This window comes from Pseudomonas sp. GW-45, assembly GCF_056896675.1.
This window is the reverse complement of record NZ_CM167674.1, coordinates 24,755-36,930: the sequence shown is the minus strand read 5'-3', so window position 1 is coordinate 36,930 and position 12,176 is coordinate 24,755. Positions and strand designations below refer to the sequence as shown.

Here is a 12,176-nt window from a genome sequence, read left to right as displayed (position 1 = left end):
AGTCAGGAGGCCGTTATGCGCGCCGACGAATTTCTCAAAAAACATGGCCTTGATCAGGAAGAAGACAAGGACACAAGTCTGCACGGACAGGCGCTGGAGCGCGCCCTGCACCCCAGCCGCCCGCATGCCGGCACACCCCATGACTGGGAAGATTGGGAGCGCTATAAGGCTGAGCAAAAAGCCAAGGCAGATCAGCAGAAGTCTGAACAGGCGCCCGGCAATGATTAACCAAGCCAAGCTTGGCTTGGCCTGCGTCGCCTTGCTGTTGCCAATGAGCGGCCATGCCGCGCCCCATTACACTCCCAGCGAGATGCTCGAATGGCAGGTAAAGCGCTTTGCCGAACCTACCCAGTACCAGCTTGAACGCAGCCCATCCGGCGTCAGGCTGCAAGCAGAATGCCGCAACGGCGAAGCCAGCGCGCTGTACATAGAACAACCGATCGACCTACGCGAAACCCCTATTCTGAGCTGGTCTTGGGCGGTAAGCGGAGTGTATTCAGGCTTGGATGAAACCAGCAAAACCGGCGACGATTACCCGGTACGCGTTTATGTGGTCAAGGATGGCGGGCTATTTCCTTGGCGCACACTGGCAGTGAATTACGTGTGGTCAAGTAGCCAGCCCGCAGGCAGCCATTGGCCCAATGCTTTTACGGGCAACGCGCAAATGCTGGCAGTGCGCAACGGCGCGCCCGACCAGCCCGGCGAGTTAATCAGAGAGCAACGCAATGTGCAGGAAGATTTCAAACAGTTACACGGCGAAGACCTACAACAGATCGACGGCGTTGCGCTAATGACTGATTGCGACAACGCCGGCCAACCGATAACCGGCTGGTACGGCGCCATCGAATGGTTGCCTGCTACTTCCGCACCCAGCTCCCATTGATCTGAATGTATTGCCCTGCCGGTGTCCGGTCGATGGCCTTTTGGCCCGCTATGGCCTCTACATCTTTAAGTGCAATACCGTTGCTTTTGGCAACGCGCTGATACTCTTCCTTGCGCGCGGCGTTGATTTGCTGCGCTACATCAGTAGCGTTGCCGCCGGCTTTGACCACACCAAGGTAGCCACTGGGCTGCTCGCCCAATTGGCCAGCTTCTTTCGCTGTCGGTAGCGCACTCATCGCTTCATTCAAACTCAAAGCCCAAGCGGTGCCGGTACCCAGCAGCATCAACATGCATAACGTGAAAAGCGTCTTCTTGCCCATTGCAATTATCCTTGTTGCACCGCGCGCTTAAAACAGCCCGCTGGATTCGTCGAAAATTTCATCCAATTGCTTATCTACCTTGATGTAGATCTCATGCTCGATCTTCACATTCAGGTTGATATTGATCGGCTCGCTGGGCGCCGCTAAGCGCACCGTTGGGCCGGCACAGGCAACCAGCAACATACTTGTTGCTCCAATCAACAGCCCTCGCCAGTGCATAGCTACTCCTTGTTGGGCTGCAGGCGCTGCTTAAGCAAGCGCTCCTGTACCCGTTGCTGAATGATATCGCTGACCTGGCTGCTCAATTGCAGACTGGTCAGCAGGGCCGGGATATTCTCTTCCAGGTTCACGTTGAGGTTTACCTGTCGCCCCTGTTGAAAATTCGGGTTACTGCCCTGCAGACGCAAGCCCAGCTGCAGGTTACCGTCTTCTGCGTAATTCACCTGGCTGCTGAGCACAGTATAGTGAAAGTTATCCAGCGCCCCGGCCAGCTCGCGCATGCCTGCGTTGCTTTGCGCCAGCCGCTGCAACTTGTCTGACTGGTAACGCAGCACACCACCAGGCTCTCGCGCGGCCACTGCACCGGCATCGACCATCAGTTCACCATCGCGAAGCACAACAGGCAGACGTCCATCCAAGGTACCGCGTCCGCTCAAACCCTCTGTTGGGTAGACTGCGAACAGGGTGTCCAGTTCCAGCCCACTGATGTTCAGCACCAGCCGCTGCTCGTTCGCTGACAAGTCAAGCTGCGCAGGTTCAGCGGTGACTTGCCCGCCCAGCATCTGCAGTTGCGCTTGATCCAGCTGCAAACGCCCACGCATGAGACCATCCGTTGTTGCGCGATAACTGGCAGCGGCGCGCAGAGGCCCCATTTCCAACCCTGGGTTAAAGCTTTCCAGCTGCAGCGCTGTGCTACCCAGCAACAGGTTATTCCCCTGCAGTTTTAGCGTTACTGGTGCGACCAGCCCACTAAACGCACTGCGATCATAAATGCCCTTGCCACCCGACACGTTGAAGTCACCCTGCAAGCTGAGCGGCGCACTGCCACCACTGGCCTGAAGTTGCCCGCTCAACTGCCCACTGGACAGACTCAGCAGCACCGGCCACGCAACCACACTATCAGCCAAGGGGTTGCCAGCACGGAAGAACAACGGTTGAAGAGTGATTTTCGACCGCCAAGGCTGCTGTGGAGGCAGGTTAAAGTCGGTATCCAGCGCTAACCCGGCAGCATTGCTCAGTTTTCCCTGCCATTGCAGAGCGCTGTCGGCATAGCTCCAACGGCCATCGACATCCCAGCGTAATGGTTTCAATTGCGGCTGTTCCAACCGCGCAACATTGCCGCTCAGTTGACTGCCTGCACGTAGGCTGCCCGGCTCCTGCCAGCGCTGCTGATAGCTAAGCTTGGTTAGTTTCAGGCTCGCCTTATTCAACGTCAGATCAGCTGCGCTGAGCTGCAGCTGTGACCAGTTTACTTGCCCAGCGGAGCCGCCTTGCAATTCGGCTCCGAGCCCGTCCAGCTCCCCAGTGATAGGCGTTATCACACGCAGATCACGTAACTGCACATCTTGCTCGCGCCAAGAGGCGAGCTGTAATTCAAGTTGAGTGTCTAAAAACTGTAGTCGCCAATTCCGCTCTTGCACCTGCGGCAACAATAGCGCCATGTCACCCTTTAGCGTTCCGGCCAGACCATTGGCGCCCAGCACCGAAAAGCTGCCCAGAAAGGGTATGGCTTCGCCCGCCGTCAGCTGAGTGCTGGGCGCCGGAGTCACTTGTAGTTGCAATTGCTTGACTTGCAGATTTCCCGGCAGCGCATCAAGCACGGTAAGCTGCGGCTCGCTCAACGCAAGCTGCGCCTCTCCCTGCAGTACCTGCCAGCGCCCCTGGTCAGCACGCAGTTGGACCTGCAGGTTGCCGCCAACGCTGCCAAGCTGCTCAATTTGCCACGGTTGCGGCAAAGCCAACTGAGCGTTCAGCTCAACTTTGCCACCTAACCAGTCAACCCAACTAGCGGGTGGTTGCGAGCTAATCAAATCCCAATCGAGCGCCAACTGAGCACCGGGCGGTAGCGTGCTAACCGGCAAGGTACCGAGCGCCATCCAGTTGCCAAGATATTTATAAAGGCCAGAGGTCTGCGGCCAGCCAGGCACATTCAAACTGCCTTGCCACTGAGTCAAGCCTTGCCAGCGTGACTGCAACTGCGCTGCCAACTGCTGATCAACCAGCAGACTAGCCTGCAATGTCAGCTGGTTACTCTCAGCCTGAACCTGCTGCTGCAATAGCAATTGCTCGTCACCGGCCTGTAGGCGCAACTCAGCCTTAGCCAGTACCGGCTCGCCGGCATCAAGATTGCCCGGCTCACGACTTGCCTGCAGTGAGCCATTCAATTCGCAAGTGCCGGTATGGCATGGCACCTGCGCTTCCAGCTCGGCGATGCTGACCTGATCGGGTAGCCAGTTCACTACTCGGTTCCACAGCTCGGGCGCGGTCAGGCTAGCAACTTGTATACCCGGTGCATCCGTTTCAGCACGCGAGTCCCGTGCATCAAACCGCAGCTGTGCGTGCTCCAGCGCCAGCACGCGAATACGCGGGCCGCCTCGCCAGCCCGGCACCAGTCGTAACTGCTCCAGCGCCACTTGTCCGGCAGGCAACGCAAAGGACAGCTGCTGCAGATGCAGGCCGCCCTGCTGCCAGCCCAATCCTTGCCAGTGCACATCCTGCACACCCGCCTCAGTCAGCGCGCGCTGCGCCCACCAAAGCGCCGTTGCCAAACTGAGCAACAGAAACAGCAGAGCAATGATTACCACGCCAAACACTTTGCGCATGCCCATCCTTATATGCAGTAGCAGATGACAGGTTAGCACGCGAAAACCCCACTCAGGTTGACCGGGTGACTGCCTAACGAACTATAATCAGGCCGGGTATTGAGCGCCTCGATACCTTATGTAAAAAGGAATTGCAGACAGGACGTCACAGGGACATTAAATACTCTCCCCAAGGCGCCCGGCGTACTCTGTAATCTAATAACTATAATCCAAAAAAGAGAGCCCCCATGAACTGGTACCTTGATGTACTTAAGCAATATGCCGTTTTCCAAGGCCGTGCTCGCCGTAGCGAGTATTGGTTCTTCATGCTGTTTAATTTTCTTGCCGTGGTTGTGTTGAGCGTTATCGACGCCCTAATCGGCATGCCAATATTTGCGACTATCTACATACTGGGCACGTTGCTGCCGTCACTGGCAGTAGCCGTTCGCCGTTTTCATGACACCGGCCGCAGTGGTTGGTGGATACTGATTTCATTGGTTCCAATTGTTGGCTCAATCATTTATCTGATCTTCATGTGCATCGAAGGTGAAGCCCAAACCAACGCCTATGGCCCAAACCCCAAGGGCGACACAGCAGGCCCAGCCGTCGCATAAGCCTTGCTCCGGGTGCGCGTAGCGCGCCCGGCTCTGATGCCTCTTGCCTATCACCCTCGCAAACGGCAGGCTAACTGTCTTTGTAGCCATTACTGATCACCCATTATGTCCAGGTCTCGCTCGGCCACTCGCCGCTATCTTGCTTTATTGGTTTTCGCTGTCGTCTTCAGCGCTGCACTTAGCTCCTGCCAAAGTATGCCTGATGGCCTTTCCGTCACTGGGCCGGTGCGCTCGGCAGACCAGCTGCAAATATTCCGCGATCAGGCTTACCTTGATGCAGAGGGCAAGCAGCAGATCGAACAGGAGATCTTCGACGAAGCATTCCGCCTGATCGGCCAAGCGAAGAAACTGGTGGTCATCGATATGTTTCTGTTCAACCGCTTTGCCGGAGCAGACAGCTACCGTCCGCTTGCTGAGCAACTGACCCAGGCATTGATCGAAGCGAAACAGAGGCATCCAAACATGCCAGTGGTCATGATCACCGACCCTTTCAACACGCTTTACGGCGGCATACGCTCGCCCGAACTGGAACAGTTGCGCGCCGCGGGCGTGGCGGTGGTGCTAACCGATATCGATCGCTTGCCGGCGTCCAACCCAACCTGGACCGGCATCTGGCAACTGTGTTGCAGCTACTTGGGCAACAACTCTGAGGGTGGCTGGCTGCCCAATCCGGTTGGCCCAGGCAAGGTGACGCTGCGCAGCTATTTGCATCTAGCCAACTTTCGCGCAAATCATCGCAAGACGTTGATCGTGGACAACGGCAACAACTGGCGCGCCTTGGTTACCTCAGCCAACCCGCACGACGCCAGCAGCCGCCACCATAACAGCGCTATCGTATTCAGCGGTGCGGCAGCGCTAGACCTACTGCAGACCGAGCGGGCTGCCGCGCTACTCTCAGGCTACGACGCGGCCAAGAACTGGCCAACCGTTGCCAGCGTGAAGACTCAGCCCAGCATGCCGCAAATCCAGGTGCTTACCGAAGGCGCCATCGAGCGTTCACTGCTTGATCTACTGGCCTCGGCAGAGCCGGGCGACCAGCTGGATATGGAGATGTTCTACCTGGCTTCGCGGCCCGTCGTTGAGGCGCTGATCGCGGCCCAACAAAGGGGCGTGCAGGTGCGCGCGATTCTTGACTCTAACCGTGACGCTTTTGGCCGCGAGAAGAATGGCATTCCCAATCGGCAGGCCGCTTGGGACTTGAACGAACAGGGCGTTGCGGTGCGCTGGTGTGCAACCAACGGCGAACAATGCCATCGTAAATGGATTCGGCTAGAGCGTAGCCAAGGGATAACTGAGGTGATTAGCGGGTCGGCTAACTTTACCCGGCGTAACCTGCATGACCTTAATCTGGAAACCAGCGTGCGCCTGACTGCGCAGGCCAACAACCCTGAGATGGCTGACATGCGCGCAGACTTTGAGCGAGCATGGAGCAACAACGATGGCGGCATCCACAGCCTGCCCTATTCAGCGTTCGCCGATCACAGCTATTGGCGTTATGGGCTCTATCGCTTTATGGAAGCCAGCGGTCTGTCTACCTTCTGACCGACCGCTGGCCGCGCGGCAGCCGTTACAACTCGGCAAAGCAGGCGGCAATAATATCCATACCCGCCTGCACTTCCAGATCGGTTGCGGTGAGCGGCACCAGAATACGAATCACGTTGCCGTACTGTCCGCAGGAAAGCAGAATCAATCCTTTATCGCGAGCCTTGGCGACCACCTGCGCGGTCAGTTCTGCATGCGGATGACCTTCTGCAGTAAACAGCTCGCAGGCCACCATGGCGCCCAATCCGCGTACATCACCAATACGCTTGTCACTGGCAGCCACATCACGCAAACGACCACTAATCAAGTCACCCAAAGTGCGGCTACGCGCCAGCAGATTTTCTTCTTCAAATATCTCAAGCACTGCCAATGCAGCGGCGCAGGCCAGCGGATTACCGGCGTAAGTACCGCCGAGACCACCCGGTGCTATGGCATCCATCGCCTCCGCACGACCACACACGCCCGCCACCGGAAAGCCGCCCGCGATCGATTTGGCAAAGGTCGTCAAATCTGCTGCCACGCCCATCTGCTCCATGGCGAAGAAACTACCGGTACGCCCAGCGCCTGTCTGAACCTCATCAGCGACCAGTAGAATACCGTGCAGATCACACAGCTCACGCAGCTTACCCATGAACGCAGGGCTAGCCACATAAAAGCCGCCCTCACCCTGCACCGGCTCAATCACAATGGCAGCAATATCCTGAGGCTGGGCATCGTTCTTGAAGATACGCTCGATACTGGCGATGGCGTCATCATCGCTGACGCCATGCAGCGCACAGGGAAACAGCGCGCGGTACACGCCACCCGGCATCAATCCCATACCCGCCGAATAGGGCGCGACCTTACCAGTCATCGACAGCGTCATCATGGTGCGGCCGTGATAGGCGCCGGTAAAGGCAATGACCCCGGCACGACCCGTCGCCGCACGGGCAATTTTGACCGCGTTTTCGAGCGCTTCCGAGCCTGTGGTGACCAACAGCGTCTTTTTGGCAAAGTCACCGGGCACTAGCTCGTTGAGCTTTTCGCACAGTTCTATATAGGGCTCGTAAGCCAACACCTGAAAACAGGTATGGGTGAACTGCTCCATTTGCCGCTTCACGGCGTCCATGATTTTCGGGTGACGGTGTCCGGTGTTCAGCACGGCAATGCCTCCCGCAAAATCAATATATTGCCGTCCTTCCACATCCCATACAGTCGCGTTCTCGGCGCGCTGTACCACCAACGGGTGAATCTGGCTGACACCACGCGCTACTGCCGCGTGACGCCGTTGCATCAAGGACTCATTCGTCTTACTCATAACCGCCTCGCGCTTATAAGGAGGGAGCTGTGCTCCCAGAAAATCACACCCGGGACTGGTTCAGATGCCGCCCAAGCATAGATATTTAATCTCGACGTACTCTTCAATACCGTACTTGGAGCCTTCACGGCCCAACCCCGAAGACTTCATGCCACCAAAGGGGGCGACTTCCGTAGAGATCAGACCAGTATTGATACCGACCATGCCGTACTCAAGCTGCTCGGCCACACGGAACACTCGGCTCAGGTCACGGGCATAAAAATACGCCGCCAAACCGAACTCAGTGTCATTGGCCTGACGCACCACATCGGCCTCATCGTTGAAGCGGAATAGCGGCGCCAGCGGGCCGAAGGTTTCCTCACGAGCGACCAGCATGCTGCTGTCCACGTTGGTCAAAATAGTGGGCTCAAAAAAGTTACCTCCCAGAGCATGTGGCTTACCACCAGCCAGCACCTGCGCGCCTTTTGCTGTGGCGTCCGCCAGATGACGCTGCACTTTAGCCACCGCGTTGCCATCAATCAGCGGCCCGGTCGTCACGCCCACCTCAGTACCGTCGCCGACTTTGAGCTGCTCAACAGCAGCAGCCAATTTAGCTGCGAAGGCGTCGTAGACTGAGTCCTGCACGTAAATGCGGTTGGCGCAGACACAGGTTTGGCCCGCGTTGCGATACTTGGAGATCATTGCGCCTTCGACAGCGGCATCCAGATCGGCATCATCAAATACGATAAAGGGTGCGTTGCCGCCGAGCTCCAGCGACAGTTTTTTCAGGCTGGGCGCGCATTGCTCCATAAGCTTGATGCCAACGCCAGTAGAACCGGTAAAGGAGAGTTTGCGGATGATCGGATTGCTGCACAGCTCGCCACCCACCGCGCGTGAGGCATCGACGTCAGCAGTCACCACACTGAACAGCCCAGCAGGCAACCCGGCCTGCTCAGCCAGGAACGCCAGCGCCAGTGCAGAGAAAGGCGTTTGCGGGGCAGGTTTAAGCACCATGGCGCAGCCAGCAGCTAGGGCCGGGCCAGCTTTGCGGGTGATCATCGCAGCAGGGAAATTCCAGGGTGTAATAGCAGCCGTCACACCGACGGGCTCTTTCTGCACCAAGATACGCTTATCCGCCTGATGACCAGGGATCACATCTCCATAAACACGCTTGGCCTCTTCGGCAAACCACTCCAGAAAAGAGGCGGCATAAACAACTTCACCACGCGCTTCAGCCAGCGGTTTACCCTGCTCGGCAGTCATGATGCGCGCCAGATCTTCCTGATGCTTCAGCATCAAATCGAACCACTTGCGCAATACCTGGCCACGCTCTTTGGCAGTGCGTTGACGCCAAGCCTGTTGCGCATGCTGTGCTGCAATAATTGAGCGCCGAGTTTCATCAGCTCCCATATTGGGCACGCTGCCCACGCGCTCGCCGTTGGCCGGATTGAAGATTTCAGTACGCGCGCCGCTGTCGGCCTCGCACCAGTGACCATCAACAAAGGCTTGTTGGCGAAAAAGATCGGGGCAGTGAAGTTCCATCTAGCGAGTCCTCATCAGGGGCTTAAATCGATCATGCGTAACGCATTTAAAACATCGATGTTTGAAATTTCAAACATGCTATGCGCAGCAACCCGATCAGGCAATACCCCGGATGAGAAAAACAGTGGTGAAGAAAACAGAAGGGATTAGAGGTTTCCGGCCTGCAGAGTTGCAGGCCGCTTAGAGGCGTATTAGGCGGCTGTTTCGCCCTCAAAGAGTTCGGCTGGCGCGCTCTGACCTTCTTCCAAAAGACCAGCTACGCGCTGCAGGCTGGCCAACAACATCAACTGCTCCCAGTCAGCCAGATCACCGAAGCGATCGAGAAACGCCGATGGCAGCAGTGCCGGCTCAGCCTGGATAACCGCTACACCTTTCTCGCTGAGTGCCAGATGAACTTTACGCTTGTCACTCTTGCTGCGAATGCGCTGCAGCAAATCACGATTTTCAAGGCGATCAATGATGGTACTCAAGGTCGCTTGAGAGACACTCACCTGCTTGGCCAGGTCGCCCAAAGTGCCTTCACCCATAGCCCTGATGCTATGCAGAATCAGCAGCTGAATCGGTGTCAGACCACTGTGCCGGCCCAGTCGCTTCGCGTGAATTTCGCTGGCGCGCTGCAGACGGCGCAGTGCTAGATATAGGTCGTTCATCATGTGCATAAAGCTCCCGGCCAAGGCCAATAAAACAGGCGGCATTTTGACACAAAGTCTAAATATTACAGTAGTAAGTAGATCAGCTTTATTTGAACCCGTTAAAAGCCCACAAAACAGCGGAATAAAGTAAAAACCTACGCAATGAAGCAGATTATTGCACACTTTTTATTTTTACTTCAAAGTAATTTTTGTTTCTACTTAGCCTAATTCCAACGAATTCTGCATACCTTGTCGGCTCTGAGTTACTTCTAAAGAGCCGGCAACTGGCTATACAGCTTGCGCTTTCAGACTGCTAGACTGCTTTGGCATTCCTCATAGCTTCGCTCCGCCAACAGCAATAACAACAAGCTAGGTCATATGACTAACCGCCCTACCGCCACCGCAGCCCTTTTACTTCTCATCACCTCCCCAGTGCTAGCCGCAGATCACGACTTAAAGCTGCCGACGCAAACCATTCTTGGCGTTGATCCGGCAGAGGCCAATGACACTCTGCCTTCAGCCAACAGCCACATCGATAGTAGCCAGATCAGTCCATTTAACCTGGGCGCCAATCTCTCTGAATCGTTACAGCGCTCCCCAGGCATATTGGCGCTGAACCGCCAGAACTATGCCCAAGACGTGCAAATATCCTCGCGCGGCTTCGGCGCGCGAGCCCAGTTCGGCGTGCGTGGTGTGCGGCTGATTCAGGACGGCATTCCACTGACCATGCCAGACGGCCAGGGTCAGCCATCTCTGTTCGACCTCGACGGCATGCAATACATCGATGTGCTGCGCGGCCCCCTAAGCGCGCTTTACGGCAACGCCTCGGGTGGCATTATCCAGGGCTTCACCGAGGCCGCTCCGCTGCACCCGACACTCGATAGTCGCAGTGCGATGGGTAGCGACAATCTCTGGCGTTCCCGCTTGAAGTACGGCGGCCAGCATGGCGATCTCAGCATCAACGCGAACGTGTCCCGACTGGAAACCGATGGATATCGGGATCACAGCAAGGCGCAGCGCGATATGGCCAATCTACGCTTGGGCTGGGATATCGACGATGCATCCAGCCTGACGCTGCTGCTTAATAGTCTTGATCAACCTGAGACGCAGGATCCGTTAGGGCTCTCTGCCTCAGCGCTGGATGAAGACCGCGAACAAGCGGTAGCGCGCGCAGAGCAATACAACACCCGCAAGACAGTACGCCACAATCAGGCTGGCCTGAATTATCAGCGCCGGTTGAGCAACGACGATCAACTGACTGTGATGGTCTACGGCGGTGAGCGGTATGTAGAGCAGTATCTGGCATTCACCGGCGACGACCCTTTTGCGGGCGGCGGCGTAATCGAACTCGACCGAGAGTTCGGTGGCGGCGAGCTGGGTTGGCAACGTCAGACCGAATTGTTCAACCTGCCAGTAGAGCTGGCCGCAGGTCTGACTTACGGCTACCAAGGAGAGGGTCGCAAGGGCTTCGTCAACAACGGCGGCGACAAGGGCGATCTTAAACGCGATGAGTTCAACCGGGTTGACAGCAAAGAAGCCTATCTGATCAGCACTTGGGCATTGACCGACCAATGGAGTCTAACCGCCGGCGTGCGTCATAGCCGAGTCGAGTTTGAGTCCGAAGATGACTTCCTCAGCGATGGTAGTGACGACAGCGGCAACGTCGATTATCAGCAGACCACACCTGCGCTGGGCATTAGCTATCAATGGAGCCCGGCTCTCACCCTTTATGCTGCCGCGGGACAAGGCTTTGAAACGCCGACCTTCCAGGAACTCGCCTACCGCCCTAGCGGAAGCGGTTTGAACTTCGACCTACAGCCTAGCGAGTCGCGCAATGCCGAAGTCGGTTTCAAGTTGCGCCAAGGCGATACCCGCGTCGAAGCGGCTGTGTTTTACACACGCGTCGAGGACGAAATCGTCACAGGCGTAGAGCAAGTCGCTACCGAACGCTCAACCTACGCCAATGCAGGCCAATCAAGCCGGCGCGGCCTGGAACTGGCTATCGAGCAGCGTCTCGCTTACGACTTCAACGCTTATCTTGCCTACACCTATCTAGACGCTGAGTTTGATCAGTACACTGACGGCAACGGCAATGATTTCTCGGGCAACTCTCTGCCCGGCGTGCCACGCCACAGTTTGTATGCCGAGCTGGCTTGGGCGCCTGACAACGGCTTCAGTACCGCGCTGGAAGCGCAAAGCCTGAGCCAGCGTTATGCCACTGATGACAACCAATCCAAAGCACCGGGTTACGCCGTATTCAACTGGCGTGCGGGTTATCGGCAGGAGCTGGGCAGCTGGGCTTTGGAGCCTTTCGCACGCGTTGATAATCTGGCCGATAAACAGTACATCGGTTCGTTGATTGTCAACGGAGCGGGTGCGCGTTATTACGAGCCGGCGCCGGAGCGGAATTGGTTGGTGGGGGTTGGGTTGCAGTATAGCTGGGAGTGATCTTCGAACTTCCGCATAACGGCACTCGCCCGCCAGCGTCGAACATGCCAATACGGCTAGTTTGAGTACAATTATCGTCTGCAGGCGAGCTAAGAAAGCATGTTTGCGCATGCTTTCTT

11 protein-coding genes are annotated in these 12,176 nt (G+C 56.8%); 5 read left to right on the top strand and 6 right to left on the bottom strand.

What is annotated here, in order from left to right; genetic code table 11:
* The first annotated feature begins 15 nt into the window (after positions 1-15).
* Together AC1XYH_RS00145 and AC1XYH_RS00140 are read left to right on the top strand one after the other, a co-directional pair.
* Positions 16-228 (top strand): hypothetical protein, encoded by a 213-nt coding sequence (locus AC1XYH_RS00145; protein ID WP_483324662.1) that lies wholly within the window; start codon positions 16-18, stop codon positions 226-228.
* Positions 221-883, top strand: coding sequence for a DUF3047 domain-containing protein (locus tag AC1XYH_RS00140; RefSeq protein ID WP_483324661.1), 663 nt, complete (start codon positions 221-223; stop codon positions 881-883). The genes AC1XYH_RS00145 and AC1XYH_RS00140 overlap by 8 nt, the downstream gene beginning before the upstream one ends.
* Here the strand turns inward: AC1XYH_RS00140 and AC1XYH_RS00135 are convergent.
* Genes AC1XYH_RS00135 through AC1XYH_RS00125 form a run of 3 tightly spaced genes read right to left on the bottom strand, consistent with a single transcriptional unit; the run spans position 858 to position 4,024 of the window.
* Complete coding sequence (locus AC1XYH_RS00135) at positions 858-1,172, bottom strand: YdbL family probable chaperone protein (protein WP_483326421.1); 315 nt, start codon at positions 1,170-1,172, stop codon at positions 858-860. The two genes, AC1XYH_RS00140 and AC1XYH_RS00135, sit on opposite strands and share 26 nt — an antisense overlap.
* Before the next feature lie 57 nt (positions 1,173-1,229).
* Positions 1,230-1,421: a YnbE family lipoprotein gene (locus tag AC1XYH_RS00130; protein WP_483324660.1), complete on the bottom strand. Its 192-nt coding sequence runs from the start codon at positions 1,419-1,421 to the stop codon at positions 1,230-1,232.
* A gap of 2 nt (positions 1,422-1,423) precedes the next feature.
* Positions 1,424-4,024, bottom strand: coding sequence for an intermembrane phospholipid transport YdbH family protein (locus AC1XYH_RS00125; RefSeq protein WP_483324659.1), 2,601 nt, complete (start codon positions 4,022-4,024; stop codon positions 1,424-1,426).
* 227 nt (positions 4,025-4,251) lie between these two features.
* Between AC1XYH_RS00125 and AC1XYH_RS00120 the strand changes: the two genes are divergently transcribed.
* Together AC1XYH_RS00120 and AC1XYH_RS00115 are read left to right on the top strand one after the other, a co-directional pair.
* The gene (locus AC1XYH_RS00120; protein WP_483324658.1) at positions 4,252-4,617 is read left to right on the top strand and encodes a DUF805 domain-containing protein; all 366 of its coding nucleotides are present in this window, start codon (positions 4,252-4,254) and stop codon (positions 4,615-4,617) included.
* Between the two features lie 105 nt (positions 4,618-4,722).
* Positions 4,723-6,159 carry a phospholipase D-like domain-containing protein gene (locus tag AC1XYH_RS00115; RefSeq protein WP_483324657.1) on the top strand — a complete coding sequence of 479 codons (1,437 nt, stop codon included), beginning with the start codon at positions 4,723-4,725 and terminating at the stop codon, positions 6,157-6,159.
* A 25-nt stretch (positions 6,160-6,184) separates the two neighbouring features.
* Here AC1XYH_RS00115 and gabT read toward each other — a convergent pair whose 3' ends face one another.
* The 3 genes from gabT to AC1XYH_RS00100 form a co-directional block, all read right to left on the bottom strand.
* Entirely contained in the window at positions 6,185-7,456 is a 1,272-nt protein-coding gene (gabT, locus tag AC1XYH_RS00110) for a 4-aminobutyrate--2-oxoglutarate transaminase (RefSeq protein WP_483324656.1), read from the bottom strand.
* Between the two features lie 60 nt (positions 7,457-7,516).
* Positions 7,517-8,977, bottom strand: a complete 1,461-nt coding sequence (gabD, locus tag AC1XYH_RS00105; RefSeq protein WP_483324655.1) for an NADP-dependent succinate-semialdehyde dehydrogenase — start codon at positions 8,975-8,977, stop codon at positions 7,517-7,519.
* A 191-nt stretch (positions 8,978-9,168) separates the two neighbouring features.
* Positions 9,169-9,630, bottom strand: coding sequence for a MarR family winged helix-turn-helix transcriptional regulator (locus AC1XYH_RS00100; RefSeq protein WP_483324654.1), 462 nt, complete (start codon positions 9,628-9,630; stop codon positions 9,169-9,171).
* Positions 9,631-9,987: 357 nt separating this feature from the next.
* Here AC1XYH_RS00100 and AC1XYH_RS00095 point away from each other — a divergent pair, with 357 nt between their 5' ends.
* On the top strand, positions 9,988-12,057 hold the full coding sequence (locus AC1XYH_RS00095; RefSeq protein ID WP_483324653.1) for a TonB-dependent receptor family protein: 2,070 nt from the start codon (positions 9,988-9,990) through the stop codon (positions 12,055-12,057).
* Positions 12,058-12,176: the final 119 nt, after the last annotated feature.